At 69.3% G+C, this 19916-nt stretch carries 22 protein-coding genes; 7 read left to right on the top strand and 15 right to left on the bottom strand.

Features of this window, described 5'->3' with window-relative positions:
- Positions 1-118 precede the first annotated feature (118 nt).
- From ACLQ2O_RS17835 to ACLQ2O_RS17815, 5 genes are all read right to left on the bottom strand, one after another.
- A complete protein-coding gene (locus ACLQ2O_RS17835; protein WP_425832602.1) occupies positions 119-808 on the bottom strand; it encodes a PIG-L deacetylase family protein in 690 nt (229 codons plus the stop codon).
- Between the two features lie 79 nt (positions 809-887).
- Positions 888-1652: an alpha/beta fold hydrolase gene (locus ACLQ2O_RS17830; protein WP_425832600.1), complete on the bottom strand. Its 765-nt coding sequence runs from the start codon at positions 1650-1652 to the stop codon at positions 888-890.
- 26 nt (positions 1653-1678) lie between these two features.
- Positions 1679-1978 (bottom strand): hypothetical protein, encoded by a 300-nt coding sequence (locus ACLQ2O_RS17825; RefSeq protein WP_425832598.1) that lies wholly within the window; start codon positions 1976-1978, stop codon positions 1679-1681.
- A gap of 63 nt (positions 1979-2041) precedes the next feature.
- Positions 2042-3430: a M28 family peptidase gene (locus ACLQ2O_RS17820; protein ID WP_425832596.1), complete on the bottom strand. Its 1389-nt coding sequence runs from the start codon at positions 3428-3430 to the stop codon at positions 2042-2044.
- 129 nt (positions 3431-3559) lie between these two features.
- A complete protein-coding gene (locus ACLQ2O_RS17815) occupies positions 3560-4606 on the bottom strand; it encodes a fatty acid desaturase family protein (protein WP_425832594.1) in 1047 nt (348 codons plus the stop codon).
- A 219-nt stretch (positions 4607-4825) separates the two neighbouring features.
- Between ACLQ2O_RS17815 and ACLQ2O_RS17810 the strand changes: the two genes are divergently transcribed.
- From ACLQ2O_RS17810 to ACLQ2O_RS17800, 3 genes are all read left to right on the top strand, one after another.
- A complete protein-coding gene (locus tag ACLQ2O_RS17810) occupies positions 4826-6133 on the top strand; it encodes a sensor histidine kinase (RefSeq protein WP_425832592.1) in 1308 nt (435 codons plus the stop codon).
- The gene (locus ACLQ2O_RS17805) at positions 6085-6732 is read left to right on the top strand and encodes a response regulator (RefSeq protein ID WP_425832590.1); all 648 of its coding nucleotides are present in this window, start codon (positions 6085-6087) and stop codon (positions 6730-6732) included. Before ACLQ2O_RS17810 ends, ACLQ2O_RS17805 begins: the two co-directional genes overlap by 49 nt.
- Before the next feature lie 92 nt (positions 6733-6824).
- Positions 6825-7241, top strand: coding sequence for a YciI family protein (locus ACLQ2O_RS17800; RefSeq protein WP_425832588.1), 417 nt, complete (start codon positions 6825-6827; stop codon positions 7239-7241).
- Here the strand turns inward: ACLQ2O_RS17800 and ACLQ2O_RS17795 are convergent.
- A complete protein-coding gene (locus ACLQ2O_RS17795; protein ID WP_425832586.1) occupies positions 7225-7821 on the bottom strand; it encodes a TetR/AcrR family transcriptional regulator in 597 nt (198 codons plus the stop codon). The two genes, ACLQ2O_RS17800 and ACLQ2O_RS17795, sit on opposite strands and share 17 nt — an antisense overlap.
- Before the next feature lie 81 nt (positions 7822-7902).
- Between ACLQ2O_RS17795 and ACLQ2O_RS17790 the strand changes: the two genes are divergently transcribed.
- Positions 7903-8529 (top strand): NAD(P)H-dependent oxidoreductase, encoded by a 627-nt coding sequence (locus ACLQ2O_RS17790; RefSeq protein WP_425832584.1) that lies wholly within the window; start codon positions 7903-7905, stop codon positions 8527-8529.
- On the opposite strand, the gene ACLQ2O_RS17785 is transcribed toward ACLQ2O_RS17790, so the two are convergent.
- From ACLQ2O_RS17785 to ACLQ2O_RS17765, 5 genes are all read right to left on the bottom strand, one after another.
- Positions 8526-9443, bottom strand: coding sequence for a serine hydrolase domain-containing protein (locus tag ACLQ2O_RS17785; protein ID WP_425832582.1), 918 nt, complete (start codon positions 9441-9443; stop codon positions 8526-8528). The two genes, ACLQ2O_RS17790 and ACLQ2O_RS17785, sit on opposite strands and share 4 nt — an antisense overlap.
- Before the next feature lie 449 nt (positions 9444-9892).
- Positions 9893-10636, bottom strand: coding sequence for an amino acid ABC transporter ATP-binding protein (locus tag ACLQ2O_RS17780; protein WP_425832580.1), 744 nt, complete (start codon positions 10634-10636; stop codon positions 9893-9895).
- Positions 10633-11484, bottom strand: coding sequence for an amino acid ABC transporter permease (locus ACLQ2O_RS17775; protein WP_425832578.1), 852 nt, complete (start codon positions 11482-11484; stop codon positions 10633-10635). Before ACLQ2O_RS17775 ends, ACLQ2O_RS17780 begins: the two co-directional genes overlap by 4 nt.
- Positions 11485-11563: 79 nt before the next feature.
- A complete protein-coding gene (locus tag ACLQ2O_RS17770; RefSeq protein ID WP_425832576.1) occupies positions 11564-12421 on the bottom strand; it encodes an ABC transporter substrate-binding protein in 858 nt (285 codons plus the stop codon).
- Between the two features lie 116 nt (positions 12422-12537).
- The gene (locus ACLQ2O_RS17765; RefSeq protein ID WP_425832574.1) at positions 12538-13356 is read right to left on the bottom strand and encodes a helix-turn-helix domain-containing protein; all 819 of its coding nucleotides are present in this window, start codon (positions 13354-13356) and stop codon (positions 12538-12540) included.
- A 49-nt stretch (positions 13357-13405) separates the two neighbouring features.
- On the opposite strand from ACLQ2O_RS17765, the gene ACLQ2O_RS17760 reads away from it, so the two are divergent.
- Complete coding sequence (locus tag ACLQ2O_RS17760; protein ID WP_425832572.1) at positions 13406-14206, top strand: phytanoyl-CoA dioxygenase family protein; 801 nt, start codon at positions 13406-13408, stop codon at positions 14204-14206.
- Positions 14207-14347: 141 nt separating this feature from the next.
- Here ACLQ2O_RS17760 and ACLQ2O_RS17755 read toward each other — a convergent pair whose 3' ends face one another.
- The 4 genes from ACLQ2O_RS17755 to ACLQ2O_RS17740 form a co-directional block, all read right to left on the bottom strand.
- Entirely contained in the window at positions 14348-15403 is a 1056-nt protein-coding gene (locus ACLQ2O_RS17755; protein ID WP_425832570.1) for a hypothetical protein, read from the bottom strand.
- Between the two features lie 122 nt (positions 15404-15525).
- Positions 15526-17304: a 3-hydroxyacyl-CoA dehydrogenase family protein gene (locus ACLQ2O_RS17750; RefSeq protein WP_425832568.1), complete on the bottom strand. Its 1779-nt coding sequence runs from the start codon at positions 17302-17304 to the stop codon at positions 15526-15528.
- 106 nt (positions 17305-17410) lie between these two features.
- A complete protein-coding gene (locus ACLQ2O_RS17745) occupies positions 17411-17869 on the bottom strand; it encodes an NUDIX hydrolase (protein ID WP_425832566.1) in 459 nt (152 codons plus the stop codon).
- Positions 17866-18759 carry a class I SAM-dependent methyltransferase gene (locus tag ACLQ2O_RS17740; protein WP_425832564.1) on the bottom strand — a complete coding sequence of 298 codons (894 nt, stop codon included), beginning with the start codon at positions 18757-18759 and terminating at the stop codon, positions 17866-17868. Before ACLQ2O_RS17740 ends, ACLQ2O_RS17745 begins: the two co-directional genes overlap by 4 nt.
- A gap of 119 nt (positions 18760-18878) precedes the next feature.
- On the opposite strand from ACLQ2O_RS17740, the gene nucS reads away from it, so the two are divergent.
- Positions 18879-19538, top strand: coding sequence for an endonuclease NucS (gene nucS / locus ACLQ2O_RS17735; protein ID WP_425832562.1), 660 nt, complete (start codon positions 18879-18881; stop codon positions 19536-19538).
- A 91-nt stretch (positions 19539-19629) separates the two neighbouring features.
- Positions 19630-19905 (top strand): hypothetical protein, encoded by a 276-nt coding sequence (locus ACLQ2O_RS17730; protein WP_184796256.1) that lies wholly within the window; start codon positions 19630-19632, stop codon positions 19903-19905.
- Positions 19906-19916 lie beyond the last annotated feature (11 nt).

Here is a 19916-nt window from a genome sequence, read left to right as displayed (position 1 = left end):
GCGGCAGCTCGGAGTGCTGGAGTGAAGCCCTCGATGTTTTTCCATCGTGGGCTTTGCTCCAGTGCTCCGAGGTGCCGCGCCGAGTGCCGCGCAGTAGGCGAGAATTGCCAGACACGCCCTAGGCCGACAGCTTGCTGACCTCGGGACCACTCGGGTCCAGCACGGCGCACGCCCGCGGGTAGCCCGCCTGGCAGCCGCGCATCGTCATCAGCGCCGTGTAGTAGTCGATGTGCCGGAACCCGTCGGTCTCGCCGCGCGCGAAGGCCTGGTGCCGGATCGCGCTCACCCAGCGGTAGAACGCATCGTCGGGGATCGGCACGTACGCCGTCGGCGCGAAGTCGCGCAGGTCCTCGGCGTGCTCGGTGTGCAGCAACGTCCGTACGGCGTGCCGCGGCAGCTCGTGGTCCATCGGCAGGTCGGCCAGGTAGATCGCCCGCTCGGTGATCCGCGCGGTGTGCTCGTGGTCGCGCTGCGAGCTGTGCCGCCAGTGCGTGATCACCGTGTCGGGCTGCTGGTCGCGGATGATCGTGGCCAGCTCCAGCGCGACGTCGTCGGTGTCGGGCAGGAAGCCTTCGCTGTAGCCGAGCACCATGAAGTCGGCGCCGATCGCGGTCGCGAACGCCTCGCCCTCGGCGACCTTCTGCCGCTGGTACTCCGCCGGCGAGAGCCGGGGGTGACCGCGCTCCCCCGGCGTCAGCGCGACGATCGTCGCGTTCGCGCCCTCGATCACGAGCTTGGCCAGCGTCGGCCCCGCCGACAGGTCCATGTCCCCGATGTGACCGCCGACGGCCAGGACTGATCGGTTCACCGGCACCTCCCGCTCGCGTCTGGGTAGAAAATTACCTAGATCCTACGCGAGCGGGCAACGAATCACATCCCCGGACGGTTCAGGCCAGGAACGGCGTCAGCGCCGCGAGGAAGTCGTCCAGCCGCTCGGCGTGCACCCAGTGCCCGGCCTCGGCGACCACCTCGTACCGGACCTGCGGGAACAGCGCCTCGATGGTCGCCCGGTGGTCCTGCCGCACGTAGTCCGACTTGCCGCCGTAGATGAAGAGCGTCGGTCCGTCGTACGAGCCGGTGACGCCGTCGGGCCAGCCCGAGATCCCCGGCAAGGACGCCTCGATGACCTCGAGGTTCGGCCGCCAGCGAGCGCCCTGGTCGTCGAGGATCAGGTTCTGCAGCAGGAAAGCCCTGGTCCCGGCAGTCGGTACGGCGTCCTGCAGTTGGGCGTCGACCTCCGCACGGCGCTGGATGTTCGACAGGTCGGCGCCGCGCATCGCCTGGGAGTACTGCTCGAACTGCGGCGGGTACGACACCGGCGCCGCGTCGACGACGACCAGCCGCTCGACCACCTCGGGGTGGGTCAGCGCGGTGAGCATCGCGGTCTTGCCGCCCATCGAGTGCCCGACCAGCGCGACCGGGCCGACGCCGAGCGCCTCGATCGTCTCGCGGACGTCCTCGGCCATCTCCGGGTACGTCATCGTCGGCACGTGCTCGGAGGTGCCGTGGTTGCGCAGGTCGAACGCGTAGACCCGGTGCGACGCCGCGAGCCGGCGGGCGGCGGTCATCCAGTTCCGGCCGGAGCCGAACAGTCCGTGCATCACCACGACCGGCGTACCGCTCTCGCCGTACGACGTGACAGGCAGCTTCATGCGGGGCCTTTCTCGGGAGACACAGCCTAACGGCGGCGTTGCCAGCAGTTGGTGTGCCAGTGGCGGCGCTCGTCCAGCGACTGGGCGCCACCGATCGCCGCGAGCAGGCTCGGGTTCTCCGGCCAGACCACCACGTGCGGGGTGTTCGGCAGGATCGTCTGGTCGCAGCCCGGGCAGCGGTACGCCTTCGTCGACGCCGTACCGCTGACCTTCCGTACGATCCAGTCCCCGTCGCCGCGGCTCTGCCGCTCCTGGGTACCACCGAGCAGCGGCCGGTCACTGACCGGCCGAGTGTGCTTGGAGGGCTTGCGCCGACGAGGTGACATGTCGCCTCAAGGCTATCCGCCGACGCACGGCCCTCCGCGCACGGGCTCTACGCACGGACTGGCTCAGCGGCGCCGGGCCACGGCGTACGCGGCGGTGCCGATCAGTTCCATCGAGACCTTGAGCCGTTCCAGGCTGACGTTCTTGGCGATCGTGTCCTCCGGCGAGTGGTACGGCGGTTCGAGCAGCGCGGGCGACGACTCGCCGCGCCAGGAGAAGTTCGCGGCCGCGATCCCGACCTCCTGGAACGACTGGTGGTCGCTGGCTCCGCGGGTGACCGGGCCGACCATCTGCGCGTCGTACCCGAGACGCTGACCAGCAGCCCGTACGGCGTCCGTCGCGGTGTTGGCGAGTCCGTCGAAGGAGAGCAGCCAGTAGACGATCGCCGGGTCCCAGCTGGTCGCGACCATGTCGTTCTGGAACACGGCCCGGTAGCGGTCGCGCTGATCCTGCGCGAGCTGAGCCACGTGGTAACGCGACCCGATCAGCCCCTGCTCCTCCGAGCCCCACAGCGCGAACCGCAGCGTCGCCTCGGTCGGCAGCTTCGCCAGGACGCGCGCCAGCTCGAGCGTGAGGACCGTGCCGGAACCGTCGTCGTTCGCGCCCGGCGCACCGATCACCGTGTCGTAGTGGCCGCTGACCATCACGATCGGCGCGTTGCTGCCCTTGCCGCGGCGTTCGCCGATCACGTTGTTCGAGATCAGGCCGCGGTGGGCCGTCGTACCGATCGACAGCGGCAGCGACGTCACCACGGCAAGCGCCTCGCGCAGCAACCGCTTCTGCACCTGCGCGACGCCGATCACGGGGATCGGCGCATCCGTCAGCCCGCTCGGCGAGAACGCGGAGGCCCGGCGGGGAAACGCCTGGTCGGCCGGCAACAGGATCACCGCGACCGCACCCCGCGCAGCAGCCTCGGCGACAAAGCCCGGCCGCGCCGCCGCGGTGTCATCAGCCAGTACGACGGCGCCGGCGACGTCAGCGGGCCAGACCGGAGCCGTCGCGGGCCCGACGTCGCGCGCCGGACCCTGGACCGTCACGTTGAGCTTGCCGCCGGGAGCGGCACCGGCCTGCCAGCAGATGTCGTCGGGCAGCAGCTTCCGCGGGTCACCGATCTGGGCGGTGAACTTGTCCGCGACCGGGAACGGTTCGAGCCGGGTCCGGTACCCGAACCTGTCCAGCTGCCCGGCCAGGTAGTCTGCGGCGCGCTTCTCGCTGACCGTGCCGCCGATCCGCGGGCCGATCTGCTCGGACAGCACCTTCAGGTGCTGCAGCGCGCGGTCCGAGGAGATCCCCTGCACGATCTGCCGGTCGTACTTGTCCAGCGCCGGCGGCCTCACCGCTCCGGGCCGCTGGTCTTCAGCAGCCCAGGCCGGTGTGGACAGGGCGGTGGCGGCGGTCGCACCGGCGACGGCTCCGAGCAGGCCGCGACGACTCAAACCGGACGTGTCGGTCATGCAGGTCTCCTTCGTACAAGGCGGCCCCGAGACCAGGAACCTAACCGATCACGCGATCCAGTGGAAGGGAATCTGGTCGAGGCCCCACGACCCGCCGAGCGGAGCGAGGCAAAGCGCAGAGCGAGTTGCTCACTTCGCGTGCTGAGCGCGGAGCTCGCTGCCCACTTCGTGCATGTGTCCCAGACCCATCTTGTACGACTCGATCAGGCCCGTGCTCAGGTACGGCATGCCGATCTTCTCGCAGTACGCGCGCACGATCGGCTGGGCGAAGCGCAGGTTGGCGCGCGGCATGCTCGGGAAGAGGTGGTGCTCGATCTGGTAGTTCAGGCCGCCCATCATCCAATCGGTGACCAGGTCGCCGTCGACGTTGCGCGAGGTGAGGACCTGCTTGTCCAGGTGACCCCAGTTGCTGTCGTCGTCCGGCATCTCCATGCCCTTGTGGTTCGGCGCGAAGACACTGCCCAGGTGCAGACCGAACAGCGCGTGGTGCAGCGCGGCGAACGCGATGGCCTTGCCCGGCGACATGACCAGGAACAGGGCGGTGAAGTACAGCGTGAGGTGCACGGCCATCAGCACCAGCTCGACCCGCGCCTCGTGGCGCTTGCGGCGGCCGACCAGGAACAGCACGCTCGACACCTTGAGGTTGAGGCCCTCGAGCGTGAGCAGCGGGAAGAAGATCTTCGCCTGGTTGCGGCTCAGCCAGCCGTGCAGACCGGTCCGGCCCTCGGCCTGCTCGAGCGTCCAGACCAGCACGCCCTCGCCGACGTCCGGGTCCTTGTCGGTGTGGTTCGGGTTCGCGTGGTGGCGGTTGTGCTTGTCGTTCCACCAGCCGTAGCTCATCCCGCAGAACAGGTTGCCGTGCAGCTGCCCGATCAGGTCGTGCAGCTTGCGGGAGCTGCCGATCTGCTGGTGCCCGGCGTCGTGGCCGAAGAACGCGGCCCGGGTGGTGAAGATCGCGAGCGGGATCGTCAGCAGCAGCTGCAGCCACGAGTTGCCCAGCAGGATCACCCCGGCCCAGGTGGCCGCGATCAGCGCGACGTTCAGCCCGATGGCGATCGCGTACGACGCCGTACGGCGTTCCAGTAGGCCGGCCTCGCGGACCTGACGCAGCAGCGGCGCGAAATCGCTGCCCTTCGTCCGGGTGGGTGTGGCGGCGGGGGCAAGTGGCGGTGCCATCAGGTGCCTCGTCTCGTGAGCGGTGGAGGCCCGGGTGTTGCGGCCCTGGCCGGCGTACGTGATCCACCCTGGTGCCCATCGCCGCTCAGCGCACGCGTGCTACCACCCTGGCGATCTGGGTGCTAACCACCTGGTCAGGGTGGGCCTAGCACCCCTGAGGCGGACCCGGGACTCGGTCATGATGGAGGGAGTTCGCTGGACCTGACCACGGGAGACACGATGACGACCATCCAGAACGCCACCAAGGCGCCGCCGCTGCGGTTCCCGCGGCCGGCCCAGCCCTTCGTCGCGCTCGGGCTGGCCGTTCTCGCCGAGATCGGGATCGCCTTCTTCGTGCTCAACGTGGTCTCGGTGCCGCTGATCGCGGTCTGGGTCGGGATCCCGATGCTGCTGGTCTTCGTGCCCTGCGTGCGCTGGTTCGCCAACTGCCACCGGACGATGCTGTCGAGCTTCCTCGGCGTCCGGATCGAGCGGCCGTACCGCAAGCCGCCGATGCCCGGGATGCTGATGTGGCTGCGCACCACGCTCGCCGACCCGGCCACCTGGCGCGACGTCGCCTGGCTGCTGGTCAACGCGGTGATCGGGTTCACGCTGAACCTGCTGTCCGCCGTACTGTTCCTGGCCTCGCTGTTCTACCTGATCTACCCGTTCCTGGTCTGGGTGACGCCGGCCGGCGTGTTCGACGAGCCGTTCGGCGGGGCGATCCTGCCCACGCTGACGCCGCTGACCGCCTTCATCATGGTGCCGCTCGGGCTCGTCGCGTTCCTGATCTGGTCGGCGGCCGGCGAGCGGCTGCTGCGGGCCAACGCGTTCCTGGCCAAGTCGCTGCTCGGCCCGACCGAGAGCGCCCAGCTGGCGATCCGGGTCCGAGAGCTGGCCGAGTCCCGCGCCGAGACCGTCGACACCCAGGCCGCCGAGCTGCGCCGGATCGAGCGGGACCTGCACGACGGGGCCCAGGCCCGGCTGGCCGCGCTGAGCATGAACCTCGGCATGGCCGAGGAGATGGTGGCCCGCGACCCCCAGCAGGCCGCGGCGCTGCTCACCGAGGCCCGCGAGTCGGCCAGTACGGCGCTGTCGGAGCTGCGCGACCTGGTCCGCGGCATCCACCCGCCGGTGCTCGCCGACCGGGGACTGGACGGCGCGGTCAACGCGCTCGCGCTGACCTGCCCGTTCAAGGTCGACGTCACGTACGACGTACCGGGTCGTCCGCCGGCGCCGGTCGAGTCCGCCGCGTACTTCGCGGTCGCCGAAGCACTGGCCAACGCGATCAAACACTCCGCCGCGACGAACGCCTGGGTGCAGATCACCCACGAGGAGGAGCGGCTGCACATCATCGTCGGCGACGACGGCGTCGGTGGGGCGACGGTCACAGTGGGAGGTGGCCTGTACGGAATCCAGCGGCGGCTGGCCGCCTTCGACGGTACGTTGACCGTGGTCAGCCCGACCGGCGGGCCGACCACCGTGATCATGGAGTTGCCTTGCGAGTCCTCATCGCTGAAGATCACGCCCTCCTCCGGGACGGCCTGATCCGGCTGCTGGAAGCCCACGACTTCACCGTCGTCGAAGCCGTCGACAACGGCCCCCGGCTGGTCCCGGCGCTCGTCGAGCACCGGCCGGACGTGGCCGTTGTCGACGTCCGGCTGCCCCCCACCTTCACCGACGAGGGCCTCAAGGCCGCCATCGAGGCCCGCCGCCAGGTCCCCGGCCTGCCGATCCTGGTCCTGTCCCAGTACGTCGAGCAGCTCTACGCCCGGGAGCTGCTCACCGGCGGAGGCGGCGCCGTCGGCTACCTGCTCAAGGACCGGGTCTCCAACGTCGCCGAGTTCCTCGACTCGGTCCGCCGCGTCGCCGGCGGCGGCACCGCGATGGACCCCGACGTGATCGGCCAGCTCCTGGCCCGCAGCACCCGCGACTCCCCCGTCACCCGCCTCACGCCGCGCGAGTCCGAGGTCCTCGGCCTGATGGCCGAAGGCCGCTCCAACGCCGCCATCGCCGCCGCCCTCTTCGTCACCGAGAAGGCCGTCAGCAAGCACACCAACAACATCTTCGCCAAGCTCGACCTCCCCCCGTCCGAGGACGACAACCGCCGGGTGATGGCCGTCCTGACGTACCTGTCGTCGCGCTGAGAACTTTCGTCGCCGGGGATGTCGAGGACGTAGCGTCGGGTTCGTCCCCTGGGTGAGAGCACCACCGGGGTGCCGAACGGATGGAGACCGGGATGACGAAGTTCCTGCTGATCGTGAACTACGACGGTGGCGCGATCACGACGCCGATGACGGAGTGGGCGCCGGAGGACGTCAAGGCGCACATGGACTACTACGAGAAGCTGAACGCCGACCTGCGGGAGTCCGGCGAGCTGATCGGCGGCGAGGCGCTGACCGGGCCTGAGCTTGCCAAGTCCGTCACCTCGGACGGCGTCTCGGCGCCCGTCATCACCGACGGGCCGTTCCTGGAGTCGAAGGAGCTGCTGGCCGGATTCCAGGTCATCGATGTGGAGTCAGAGGCCCGTGCGCTCGAGATCGCTGCGCTGGTGTCGCAGGTCCCCGGTCCCGGTGGGGTCCCGACGCAGCAGCCCATCGGCGTACGGCGGGTCATGCAGGACGCGGACTACCAGGAGCTCAACCCACTGGGCTGAGCGGTCGGCCCCCGGCGACCAGGGCCAGCAGGACGGTGGTGATGGTTGCGCGGGCCACTGCCGGGGTGATGGTTCCGCGGGCGGCCGCGTGGCCCAGGGCGTCCGCGGCGCCGACGAAGGCGATGGCCGACTGCTCGTTGAGGTCCGCGGTGGCATCGGCTCGGTGGATGGCCTCGCGGCAGATCTCGACGTACCGGTGCTCGGAGTCGCGCCTGGCCTTCTCGAGGTCCGGCGTGCCTTCCAGAGCGGCCATCACCCCGCTGAGCTCGGTGCCCTGGGACACCATGCACGTGACGTGGGCCGCGGCGATCGCGTCGACCTGCTGCCGCAGATCCGACGACGGGAGCGCGGTCGCGGCCCGCAGGTCGGCGAGTTGCCGATGGTCGAAGTCCTCGTACAGCGAGAGCAGCAGCGCCGAGCGGGACGAGAAGTGGTCGTAGACGACCGGCTTGGAGATGCCCGCCTTGGTGGCCAGGTGGGCGAGCGTGAGCGCGTCCGTGCCCTCGGCGGCGATCACTTCGCGGGCGATCGAGACCAGCTGGGCGCGCCGGTCGGCGCTGGACAGTCTTCGCTCGGCCATGGGACGCAGTCTCTCATTCGGAATTAACCTACTAATGGTAGGCTACTGATAGTAGGTTCCCCTGAGTGAACGGAAGTCCCGATGCACACCTTGCTGGTCGCCGCGAACGCCGACCCGAAGTCCTTGACGCACCACGTGCTGGGAGAGCTCGAGGCAGCGCTCCACCCCGGCTCGGTCGAGGTCGCCGACCTGTCCGCGGAAGGGTTCGATCCCCGGTTCGGCCCGGCGGACCGGCAGTCGTACGCCGCGGGCGCGCAGGCCACGTACTCGGCCGAGATCGCCGCCGAGCACCGCCGTCTCGAGCGCGCCACCGATCTCGTCCTGGTCTTCCCCGCGTACTGGTGGTCGATGCCCGCGCTCCTGAAGGGGTGGATCGACCGGGTCTTCATCAACGGCTGGGCCTTCGACCACTCCGCGACCGCGGGCCTGCAACCGAAGCTCCAGGCGCTGACGACCCATCTGCTGCCGATCGCCGGTGACGATGCCGCCCTCTGGGAGCGCCACGGGTACATGACGGCGTTCAAGACCCAGATCGAGCACGGCATCATCGACTACGCCGGCAGCCCGCGCGGCGCCACCGCGTTCGTCCACGAGGCCGAGCAGGACTCCGCCGAGGCCACCGCGCAGAACGTCGCCCGTGCGGTCCGGACCATCAGCGAAGCCATTCGGGCCCGCTCGTCCGACAGTGCCTCGGCTCTGACGTCCTAGAGGTACGGGACGAGCTCGGTCCAGAGGGCGTCGAGGATGTCGATGGTCAGCTGCTCGTAGTGCGCGGTGACCGTCACGCAGGCCTGCTGGTGCGGGAACATGATGCAGAACTGCCCGTACAGACCGTCCATCCGCCAGGCGTCGTCGCGCGCGCACGGCCAGCAGTGCAGCCCGTACGACGAGTTGTCGGGCTCGTCCGGGCGGCCGGTCGAGGTCAGGTCGGTCCGCATCAGCTCGACGTAGTCGGCCGGGACGAGTTGCTGCCCGCGGTACTCGCCGTTGTGCAGCAGGGTCTCGCCGAGGCGGGCGATCTCTTCGGTGCGCAGGTGCAGACCCATCGCGCCCAGCGGGTAGCCGATGGGACAGCGGGTCCACTGCGGGTTGCCGATGCCGAGTGGCCGGAACAACCGTGGCAGCAGGTAGTCGCGGAGGTCCGAGCCGCTGACGGCGGCGATGATCCTGCCGAGGACGTACGAGTTGGTGCCGCGGTAGGCGTACTTGGTACCGGGCCTGGCAGCCAGCGGGGTCGACAGGAACAGCTGGGCGGGATCGCCGGGAAGGTCGACGTCCGGATCCCAGCGGAAGTCGATCCCCGCTGTCATCGACAGGAGGTGGCGGATCGTCAGCTCTTCGACGCCGTCGGCCGCCGTGCTCTTGAACTCGGGCAGATACGTCAGGACCAGATCGTCGAGATCGAGCAGACCGTCCGCCCTGGCCATCCCTATCGCGACCGAGGTGAACGTCTTCGAGACCGAGAAGATGTCGCGGCGATCATCACTCACCCACCGGAACGAGACCGGGTCCGCGCCCGGGCGCGTGATGTGGACGCCTTCCAGCCCGAGGCTCCGCTCAGCGACCGCCTGACGCAGCCCGAGCAGACCGATCCGGACGCCATCAACCTCACGAGTCACCATCCCGAGATGCTAGGCGACGGGCGGCCCCCGGGTGCGACCGAGCGGATCGCGCACGCTTGCGCCGGAGTGTGCTCGCCAGTACGGCGCCCGCCGGCAAGCGTGCGCCGAAGCGCTCCCACCAAAACAAGACCCGCCGGCGAACATCCGCCCGACTGCCACACCACAACCACCCTCACGGGCAAGCACGCGCCAGACTGCCCCACCCCAACAACACCTACCAACCAGCACGCGCCGAAGCGCTCCCGCCAGCACAACGCCCACCCGCAAGCATGCGCCGAAGCGCTCCCACCAAAACAACACCCGCCAACCAGCACTTAGCGAAACGCCCCCCACCACAACCACACCCACCAACGAGCAGGCGTCGGAGCGCTCCCGCCAGCACGACCGTCGCCGGCTAGCTCCCGGCGGCTCGGGCGACAAGATCGGCCTGCCGTTCTCGCGGCGCGGTCCTAGAGGCGGCCCGCGTTGATGATGCGGCTGAGGAACTCCTGGGTGCGCGGTTCCCGGGGGTGGCCGAGGACCTGGTCGGGTGGGCCGGACTCGAGCAGGCGGCCCTGGTCGAGGAAGCAGACCTGGTCGGCGACCTGGCGGGCGAAGGTCATCTCGTGGGTGCAGATGAGCATCGTGATGCCGTCGGACTTGAGGTCCTTGAGCAGGTCGAGGACCTCGCCGACCAGCTCGGGGTCGAGCGCCGAGGTGACCTCGTCGAGCAGCATCAGCTTCGGGTTGTTGACGAGCGCCCGGGCGATGGCCGCTCGTTGTTGCTGGCCGCCGGAGAGGTTGTCGGGGCGGGCGTTCGCCTTGTCGGCCAGGCCTACCCGGTCGAGCATCGCCAGGGCTCGGGCCCGGGCGTCAGCCTTGGGAACGCCGTGGACCCGGATGGGAGCAAGCGTGACGTTATCGAGGACCGACAGATGCGGGAAAAGGTTGTAGGACTGGAAGACGATCCCGATACCGGAGCGGATCTGGTCGGCGTTGGCGCGCGGGTCGGTGATGTCCTCGCCGTCGAGCTCGATGACGCCGTCGTCGACGGTTTCGAGCAGATTGACGCAGCGCAGCAGGGTCGACTTGCCGGAGCCGGAGGCGCCGATCAGCACGACGCACTGGCCGGCGTCGACGTCCAGGTCGAAGTTGTCGAGGACCACGTTCGCGCCGTACGTCTTGCGGACGCCGCGCAGGGACAGCAGGGTCATACCGGACCTCCTCCCCCGCCGTACCAGCCTTGCCGGCGGGCGACCCAGTCGGTCAGGCGGGTGAGCGGAATCGTCAGCGCGACGAACAGGATGCCGGCGACGACGTACGGCGTGAAGTTGAAGTCCTCGGCGGTTTCGAGCTGGGCGGCGCGGATCGCGTCGATGACTCCGAGCACGGCGATCAGGCCGGAGTCCTTCTGGAGCGAGACGAAGTCGTTGAGCAGCGGCGGCATCACGCGGCGTACGGCCTGCGGGAGGACGACGAAGCGCAGGGTCTGCCGGTGCGACAGCCCGAGCGATCGCGCGGCCGCGCGCTGCGACGGGTGGATCGACTCGATACCGGCGCGGAAGACCTCGGCGACGTACGACGAGTAGGTCAGGACCAGCGCGGCACCGCCCCAGATCACCGCTTCGTTCGGCAGCCCGCGCAACTGCAGGGCCGGTACGCCGAAGCCGAGCAGGAAGATCACCAGCAGCAACGGCAGTCCACGGAAGACGTCCGTGTACGCCGCGGCGAAGATCCGCAGCGGGAAGAAGATCGGCCCGCGCAACGTGCGCATGATCGCGAGCGTCAGCCCGAGGATGACGATCAGCACGGCGCAGACCAGCATCACCCGGACGTTCAACCAGAGGCCCTGGGCAACGACCGGCAACGCATCCCAGCCGCGCTCGACGTTGAAGAACGTCTCTCGGACCCGCGGCCAGCCCGGCGTCGAACCGATTCCGACCGCGAGCAGCGCCACCAGGACGACGGTGCTGACCGCGGCGATCGTTCCCGACCGCACGGTCCGTCGCCGCCGGTACGCCATCCGCTCCAGCTGCAGCGCCGACGGCTGCCAGTCGCTCACAGCGCTCCTCGAACGACCGGACTGGGCTCCCACCCAGCGCCGAGCATCATCCGGCGAGCCGCCCAGTAGACAAGGTGCATCACGAGAGCTCCGGCGCGCCTTCGGCGGTCAGGTACTGCTGCTGGAGCTTGGCCAGCGTGCCGTCGGCCTTCAGCCCGTCGACGGCCTTGGAGATGCAGGTCGTCAGCGCCGAGCCCTTCTCCAGCACGAACCCGAACTGCTCGGCCTGGCCGCCGGCCGGGAGCTGACCGACGATCTTGCCGTTGTCGAGCTGGGCCGCGGTCATGTAGAAGCCGGTCGGCAGGTCGACCACGATGCCGTCGATCTGCTTGTTCTTCAGGGCCTGCACGGCCAGGTCGTTCGTGTCGTACACGGCCGGAGTCTGCTGGGGTTTGATGAGGTCGCGCAGCACCGTGTAGCTGGTCGTGCCGACCTGGGCACCGAGCTTGGCGTCGGCGAGCTCGGCCACCGACTTGACGTTCGCGATCTTGCTGCCGGCCGTGGTGATCACGGTCTGCCGGACGTCGTAGTACCCCGAGGAGAAGTCGACGGCCTTGCGCCGGTCCTCGGAGATCGAGATCTGGTTCACGTCCAGGTCGAACTTCTTCGGCCCCGGCGCGAACGCGGAGTTGAACTGCACGGTCAGCCATTTCACCTCGGTCGGCGCGAACCCGAGGCTCTTCGCGACCGCGTAGGTCACCGCCGACTCGTACCCCTTGCCGTTGGCCGGGTCGTCGTCGGTGAACCAGGGCGCGTACGCCGGCTTGTCGGTCCCGACGGTGAACGTGCCCGCGGTCTTCAGCGCGAGCTTGTCCTTGCTGCAGGCATCGGGTCCGGTCGGGCTCGGCGTACCGGACGACTGGTCCTCCGGCGCGCACGCCGACACAGCAACAACGACGAGGGTGGCCAGCACCGCCACGGCAGTCCGAAGATTCATGGCAGCAGACTAGAGCCCACTGCCGACCGGAATCGCCCGATCTCGCCCAATCGGCCCGAGAATGCCGGAAGAATGCCGAGCGGGTGCATCAGGAGTGCGCGTTGGGTTCCGGTGATTCAGCCCTTCCGGTACGCCGTGGGGGTGGCGCCGGTGTGCTGGCGGAAGCGGGTCGAGAAGTACAGCGGATTGGTGAAGCCGACCTCGGCGGCGACCGAGGAAACCGGACGGGCGGTCAGCTCGAGCAGCCGGCGGGCGGCCTCGATCCGGCGGCGTTCGACGAACTGCTGGGGCGCGATGCCGAGCTGTTCGCGGAACAGGTGAGCGAACCGGGACGGCGACAGGTTCGCCGCGCGGGCGAGCCGGGGGACGTCGAGGACGGCCTTGAGGTCGCGGTCGACCAGCTCGATCGCGCGAAGCAAACGGTCGTCGATCGTGCTCGCCTTCGGATTCTGGGTGTCGGCCCAGAGCAGCGCCGCCTCCAGCGCGTTGAGCGCGAGCAGTTCGCCCTGGGTCAGCACGCTCGACTGGTGCCGGACGGCCGCGCCCAGGTTGTCGGCGATCCGGGCCGCGGCCTGCTCGCTCGGGTGAAGCTGCAGGATGCCCGGCGCGGCCTCGGGCCAGTCGAGCAGAGGCGTCCAGTCCGGCTTCGGGTGGAAGTGCGCGAACAGGAAGTGCCAGCGCCGCAGTACAGGCTCGACACCGTAGTCGTGCAGCGTGCCCGGCCGCACCAGCGTGACGCTGCCGGGATCCGCCAGGACGTCCTCGTACGCCGTACCGAAGCGGCCTCGACCGCCGAGGGTCTGGATCAGCAACCAATCCGTCGTGCCCCGGCGCCGGTACGTCGTGTAGTCCGGGCCCTCGTCGAACTCGCCGGCCAGCAAGCGGCGGACGACCGGCGTGTAGGAGTCCGGCCTAGCAGGATCTCGAAGGTTCACAGCTCAATAGGTTATCCACTCCGGCGGGCTCGGCGCGCAGACTCGAAGCATGACGAGCACAGCGTCCGAGACCGTCGCCGACGTCTACGCGCGGGAGGGCGTGGTCCAGGTCCCCGGCCTGGTCAGCCCCGCCGAGGTCGAGCGAATCAGGACAGTTTTCATGGAGCAGGTCGCTGCGGACCACTCGCTGGCGATCGACGACGGCGTACCGGCGGACGACCCGCTGGCGCGGTACCCACGGTTCGTGCACCCGCACCGGCGGACCGACGTCGAGGCCGGCCGGCTGTCGCTGGAGCTGATGCTCGACAGCCGGATCCTCGATGTGGTGACCGCGCTGATCGGGCCTGCGCTGGGAGCCCAGTCGATGTTCTACTTCAAACCGCCGGGCGCACGGGGGCAGGCGCTGCACCAGGACAACACGTTCCTGCGCGCCGATCCGGAGACCTGCCTGGCCGCGTGGATCGCGATCGACGACGTGGACGCGGAGAACGGCGGGCTGGCCGTCGTACCGGGTTCGCATTGGACCGAGCTGGTGTGCCCGGAGCCGGCGGATCTGGCCGAGTCGTTCACCAACGCCGAGGTGCCGGTACCGGACGGGCTACGGAAGGTGCAGACCAGGATGACGGCCGGGGACGTGCTGTTCTTCCACGGCAGCGTCGTGCACGGGTCGCGGCCGAACTCGAGCACCGACCGCTTCCGGCGTTCGCTGATCTTCCACTACGTGCCGGAGGCAAGCACCGAGATCGCCGCGTTCTACGACCCGCTGGTCCGGCCGGACCGGCGTACGGTCACCATCCCGGCGGCGATCGGTGGTGGGCCGTGCGGCGACTACGCCGACGCGGAGCCGTGAGCCCGGTTTCTGCACACGAGGCCGTGCCCCTCGAGCCGGCGGACCTCGAACGCCAGTGCACGCTCAGCCTGTACGACGGTGCGGACGACGCTGACCCGGCTGGTCATCTCGCGGAGTCTTGCAGGTGGTTTGCGCTGACTGTCAGTCCTCGCCGAACAGTCGGATGACCTCACCGATCCAGTGCTTCGGTGAGAACGCCCAGGCGGCGGCCTCGGTTTCGTCGGCGTGGACCAGTAAGCGGTGCCACGAGACGAGGCGGTGAACTACGTGGAGGGGTAGGGCGGCCTCGAGCTCTGCGTGGAGGACGTCGAGGGGTGCTAGATCGGTCCACTGGTCGAGGTAGGCGTCGGTGATCTCGGTGAGGCGTGGATCGTCTTGCGCCCAGGAGTTGGGGTCGTCGGGGTCAACCAGGGCGTCGTGGACGCAGGCGAGGGTGACGAACGGGTGTGCCCAGAGCGCGTCGCCGAAGTCGAAGAACCGGAAAGGTGCGGTGGGGCTCGCGGCGAAGACGTTGTGGGCGTGCAGATCGTTCTGGTCGAGCGCCAGCGGAATCACGCCGGAGAACTTCGACGCCCACCCAGAAAGGTTTTCGGCCGACCGATGGAGTTGCTCGACCTGACCGCCGAGGGCGAGTGGGTGGTCGCTGGTGAGGTTGGCGAGCCAGTCGGCGATGGTGTGGACGGCGTTGCCGAGTTGGTTCGGGCCCATGCGGGTCAGGCCGCTGGCCAGGAGGGGCTGCTCGGCGGGGATGGTGTCGCGTTGCAGGGCGGCGTACTCGACTACCAGTCGGCGCCATAGGAGCAGCGGGTCGACCTGGGTCAGTTGCTGGTCGAGGGTGGCGCCCTGGTCTGGGGTGAGGAGCCAGCCGCGGGCGGGTTCGATCGCGAGGGGGGCGATCACGTGCTGCGGGAGCTCTCGTGCCATCGCGTCGACGAGGGCGGCCTCGAAGGACTGGCCGGGGTTGTTCTCCTTGAACCAGTACAGGCCGTGGGTGGTCGGGTAGCACCAGACTGCCGCCCAGAAGCGGATCTTGTACGGGACCGGGTCGCCGGTGACGGAGATCCCGGCGGTGGCCAGCTGCGCCCGCACCCAGGTGTCGACGCCCGTGAACCAGTCGGCACCGGTCCACCGGCGAACCCACTGGCCCTCGGCGTCCTTCTGCAGCGACCGGGGTTTCGGTGCCTGACGGGCTTCCATCTCAGGAGAGTAGGCCGCCCGTCAGCACAGTCGCATCTGGATTAGGAGGCTGGGCGCCGGGCAGTCGCGACGCACGGTGCCGCGGTGCGCGGCGCCGCCGACGCACGGGGACGCGGGGACGGTCAGTTGGTGTAGTCCCGGAAGCCTCGGGATGTCTTGCGGCCCAGGTAGCCGGCGGTGACCAGGTGCTCCAGGAGCGGGGCCGGGGCGAAGCCGGGCTCGCGGAACTCCAGGTACAGCGTGCGCTGGATCGCGAGGGACACGTCCAGGCCGACGACGTCCAGGAGTTCGAACGGGCCCATCGGGAGGCGGCAGCCCAGTTTCATCGCGGCGTCGATGTCCTCGACGCCGGCGTAGTGGGCCTCGAGCATGCGGACCGCGTCGTTCAGGTACGGGAAGAGCAGGGCGTTGACGATGAAGCCGGCGCGGTCTCCGCAGCGCACGGGGTGCTTGCCGGCGGCAATGGCTACGGCGGCGACGGTGTCTGCCACGTCGGGCGTGGTGCTGACGGTGCTGACAACCTCGACGAGCTTCATCACCGGCGCCGGGTTGAAGAAGTGCAGGCCGACCACGTCGGCGGGGCGCTTGGTGGCCATGGCGAGGTCGATGACCGGCAGGCTCGACGTGGTGGTGGCGAGGATCGCGCCGGGCTTGCAGATCTCGTCGAAGGTCTCGAACAGGGCCTGCTTGACGCTGAGCTCCTCGACGACCGCCTCGATCACCAGGTCGGCGGTGGCCAGGTCGTCGAGCTTGGCGGTGCCGACGATGCGGGTCAGCGCCGCGTCGCGCTCCTCCGACGACAGCTTGCCGCGCTGAACGCCCTTCTCCAGCGAGCGTTCCAGGCCGGCCCGGACCCGGTCGACCTTCTCCGTGCCGCGGGCGACGTACAGGACGTCGTACCCGGCCTTGGCGCAGACCTCGATGATGCCGACAGCCATCGTGCCGGAGCCGACCACACCGATCTGCCGGATCGCGCGGACCCCGGACTGGTCGCCGTTCACCTGCGGGGTCAGGTCGTCGTCGACCACGACCGGTGAGTCCGGCGACTCGTAGGTGTAGAAACCGCGGCCGGCCTTGCGGCCGAGCAGGCCCGCGGTGACCATCTGCTTGAGGACCGGCGCCGGCGCGTGCAGCCGGTTGCGGCCCTGCTTGTACATCGTGTCGAGGATCTCGTACGCCGTGTCGAGGCCGATCAGGTCGAGCAGCGCGAGCGGACCCATCGGGTACCCGCAGCCGAGCCGCATCGCCGCGTCGACGTCCTCGCGGGTCGCATAGCGCGACTCGACCATCGAGACCGCGTGGTTCAGGTACCCGAAGAGGAGGGCGTTGGCGATGAAGCCGGCCCGGTCCGCCGCGACCACCGGGACCTTGTCGAGCCTGCGGGCCAGCGCGAGCACGTCCTCGACGACGTCCGGCTCGGTGACGACGGTCTTGATCACCTCGACGAACTCCTGCACGGGGGCGGGGTTGAAGAAGTGCATGCCGACGACGCGGCGCGGGCGCTGGGTGGCCACGGAGATCTCGGTGACCGACAGGGACGAGGTGTTGGTGGCCAGGATCGCGTCCTCGCGCACCACCTTGTCGAGAGCGGAGAAGATCTCGCGCTTCAGCTCGAGCCGCTCGATCACCGCCTCGATCACCAGGTCGCAGTCGGCCAGCGCCTCGATCTCGGTGGCGAACGTGACCCGGTCGAACAGTGCCTGCTGGTCCTCGACCGACAGCTTGCCGCGCTTGACCGCCCGGTCGGTGGAGTGCTGGATGTGCCCGCGGCCGCGCTCGACCGCCTGCTCGTCCCGCTCCACCCCGACCACGGTCAGCCCGTGCCGGGCGAACACCTCCGCGATCCCGGCTCCCATCGTGCCGAGCCCGACCACACCGACTGTCTGCAGTTCACGCGCCATGGGCGCAGTGTGCCAGTCGCCCGCTGGTCTGCCCATGAGGTGAGTCACCTGGGAGGTCAACCTCACACCCCTTTCCAGCCGGGCGGGACCGTGACCATGACCGGCGTCACGACGGGACCTCGTCGAAGGTCGGGGGCTGGGCGAGCCAGGTGTCCAGCAGGTGATGGGGATTCGCCGCGGACTGGAGAGCGGTGGCGATGGGCATCGGGCGAAGGTCCTGGTGGGTGAGGTCGGACAAGGGAAGCCAGACAGCGCGGTAGCTGCCGGCCTCGGACGTTGGTGCAGAGGTGAGCTCGTCGCCCGTCCCCGCGCCGAAGGTGCCGCTCAGTGAGGTGGCGACGTAGTAGTGCTGGGTGGTGAGCCTGAAGTTGACGACGGCGGCGAGGCCGTGGAGTTTGACGATCAGTCCCAACTCCTCGTGGGTTTCGCGGACGGCGGCTTCGGCGGAGGTCTCGCCTGGTTCGACGCCGCCGCCGGGGAGGGTGTGGTAGCGGCGGCCGGCCCGAACGCGTTCGATGGCGGCGAGGCCGTCATCGCTGAGCAGGATGACTCCGGCCCGGATCATGCGGCCGCCCGGTCCGCGAGGATGTGGAACCAACCGCCGGCGCGGGTCTCACCGCGATCGAGCTGCCGGACCTGCCACCCGGTGCCGGTGAGCAGCGCACGGAGTGGACCTTCCTCCCACAAGGTGAACTGGCGTGGCAGCTCGAGGAACCGGTTGGACCACTCGATGCCTTCGCCCTCGCGGGTGGTGAAAGCGAGCAAGGGCGCGGCCTCAGCGCATCGGGTGAGCACGTTCTCCAGCTGGTCGGCGCTGAAGTGGAGGAAGACGGCGTCGGCGAAGACGAGATCGTAGGGACCGCCGTAGTCGTCGGTCAGCGCGTTCAGCTGGTCGGCCTTGAAGCCGTCGTCGCGCATCATCTCGACGAAGGCGAGCGTGGCATCGGTACGACGGACCTGATGCCCCCGGCGCTCCAGCTCGGCGGCGTCGCGGCCGGTGCCGCTGCCGAGCTCCAGCACGGTGCCGCGGGCCGGTAACGCTTTGTCGACCAGGCGGATCAGGTTGTCGTTCGGATCGCGGGGAATGGTCGAACGGAACGAGTCCGCGCGTTGCTCGTAGGTCTGCACGGTGACGGCGTTGGCGGCCTGCAACAAGTTCTCGGCGACGACAGACGTCCAGCCGTCGCCGGTGTGCTCGACCACGGCGGGCAGCCGGACGCCGAGGTCAGCGTCCAGCAGCACGACGGTCTCACCCCGATGCGCGTCGGAGATCTCCTGCAGCTGCCCGGCTGGGTCGTCGAGCACGGTCAGGGCAACGCCGAGATCGGCGGCCAGCGTCGAGGCGGCGGGAGTGGGCACGGCGGCGTACACAGCAGTGATCCGCTCTCCGGCGAAGGCCTGCGGCGGTGTGCCCGGCAAGGGCAGCAGAATTCGGGCTGGGCACATCAGATTCATCGGGCATTCCCCCAGGAAGTGGTCGTACCAACAGATTCCCACCCGGCCCGCGACACCACCAGGAACCCACCGAGCACTCTTCATGCACTCTCCTGGAACTTGGACTACGGTGTCTCCTCGTGCGCCTGGTGATTGCTCGTTGCTCAGTGGACTACTCCGGCCGGCTGACCGCCCATCTCCCGATGGCTCCGCGGTTGCTGATGGTGAAGGCGGACGGCTCCGTGCTGATCCACGCCGACGGCGGGTCGTACAAGCCGCTGAACTGGATGTCTCCCCCGTGCAAGCTGACCGAGGAAGACGGCGTCTGGAGCGTCACCAACAAGGCCGGCGAGGAACTGCGGATCACCTTCGAGGAGGTGCTCAGCGACACGTCGTACGAGCTGGGCCTGGACCCGGGGCTGATCAAGGACGGCGTCGAGGCGCACCTGCAGGAGCTGCTGGCCGAGCACGTGACCACCTTCGGCGAGGGCTGGACGCTGGTCCGCCGGGAATACCCGACCGCGATCGGTCCGGTCGACCTGCTCTGCCGCGACGCCGACGGCAAGCACGTCGCTGTCGAGATCAAGCGCCGCGGCGAGATCGACGGCGTCGAGCAGCTCACCCGGTACGTCGAACTGCTGAACCGCGACCCCCTGCTCGCCCCGGTCCGCGGCGTTTTCGCCGCCCAGCTGATCAAGCCGCAGGCCCAGTTCCTGGCCACGGACCGCGGTCTGGACTGCGTCACGGTCGACTACGACGCGCTGCGCGGGATGGAATCCGACGTACTGAGGTTGTTCTAGTCCATTCAGATACTGACCAAACAGAGGAGTTTGCCCGATTCCGGGCAAATCCTTGGCATTAGCGCGTCCAGCACAGCACAGTTGTCGGGTGATGAGTGAGGTGACGCAGCCCAGTGACGAGCTGGTCGACCAGGTCAGCCGGACCACCGGCCTGACCACCGAGGACGCCCGGCGGGTGGTCGCCGACGTGCTCGCGTACTTCACCGAGACCACCGAGGAGTACGTCCGGCGCCGGCACCGCGAGCTGCAGACCTACGGCGCGCGCAACGACGAGATCTTCGCCCGGCTCGGCGACGAGCTGCGGCACTGGCCGGTCCGCTCCCCCGAACTCTCTGCCCGGCAGCTACGACGGATCGTCTACGGCTGACCAACAGCGAA

Source organism: Kribbella sp. DT2 (assembly GCF_049844575.1).
Classification (GTDB): domain Bacteria; phylum Actinomycetota; class Actinomycetes; order Propionibacteriales; family Kribbellaceae; genus Kribbella.
The sequence above is the reverse complement of the archived record's forward strand: the minus strand, read 5'-3'. Positions and strand labels throughout refer to the sequence as shown.

Coding starts and splice junctions, on each gene's coding strand:
- ACLQ2O_RS17830 (WP_425832600.1), bottom strand. CDS start 1,652: ATGAAGCTGCCTGTCACGTCGTACGGCGAGAGCGGTACGCCGGTCGTG.
- ACLQ2O_RS17825 (WP_425832598.1), bottom strand. CDS start 1,978: ATGTCACCTCGTCGGCGCAAGCCCTCCAAGCACACTCGGCCGGTCAGT.
- ACLQ2O_RS17820 (WP_425832596.1), bottom strand. CDS start 3,430: ATGACCGACACGTCCGGTTTGAGTCGTCGCGGCCTGCTCGGAGCCGTC.
- ACLQ2O_RS17815 (WP_425832594.1), bottom strand. CDS start 4,606: ATGGCACCGCCACTTGCCCCCGCCGCCACACCCACCCGGACGAAGGGC.
- ACLQ2O_RS17810 (WP_425832592.1), top strand. CDS start 4,826: ATGACGACCATCCAGAACGCCACCAAGGCGCCGCCGCTGCGGTTCCCG.
- ACLQ2O_RS17800 (WP_425832588.1), top strand. CDS start 6,825: ATGACGAAGTTCCTGCTGATCGTGAACTACGACGGTGGCGCGATCACG.
- ACLQ2O_RS17795 (WP_425832586.1), bottom strand. CDS start 7,821: ATGGCCGAGCGAAGACTGTCCAGCGCCGACCGGCGCGCCCAGCTGGTC.
- ACLQ2O_RS17790 (WP_425832584.1), top strand. CDS start 7,903: ATGCACACCTTGCTGGTCGCCGCGAACGCCGACCCGAAGTCCTTGACG.
- ACLQ2O_RS17785 (WP_425832582.1), bottom strand. CDS start 9,443: ATGGTGACTCGTGAGGTTGATGGCGTCCGGATCGGTCTGCTCGGGCTG.
- ACLQ2O_RS17780 (WP_425832580.1), bottom strand. CDS start 10,636: ATGACCCTGCTGTCCCTGCGCGGCGTCCGCAAGACGTACGGCGCGAAC.
- ACLQ2O_RS17770 (WP_425832576.1), bottom strand. CDS start 12,421: ATGAATCTTCGGACTGCCGTGGCGGTGCTGGCCACCCTCGTCGTTGTT.
- ACLQ2O_RS17760 (WP_425832572.1), top strand. CDS start 13,406: ATGACGAGCACAGCGTCCGAGACCGTCGCCGACGTCTACGCGCGGGAG.
- ACLQ2O_RS17755 (WP_425832570.1), bottom strand. CDS start 15,403: ATGGAAGCCCGTCAGGCACCGAAACCCCGGTCGCTGCAGAAGGACGCC.
- ACLQ2O_RS17750 (WP_425832568.1), bottom strand. CDS start 17,304: ATGGCGCGTGAACTGCAGACAGTCGGTGTGGTCGGGCTCGGCACGATG.
- ACLQ2O_RS17745 (WP_425832566.1), bottom strand. CDS start 17,869: ATGATCCGGGCCGGAGTCATCCTGCTCAGCGATGACGGCCTCGCCGCC.
- ACLQ2O_RS17740 (WP_425832564.1), bottom strand. CDS start 18,759: ATGAATCTGATGTGCCCAGCCCGAATTCTGCTGCCCTTGCCGGGCACA.
- ACLQ2O_RS17730 (WP_184796256.1), top strand. CDS start 19,630: ATGAGTGAGGTGACGCAGCCCAGTGACGAGCTGGTCGACCAGGTCAGC.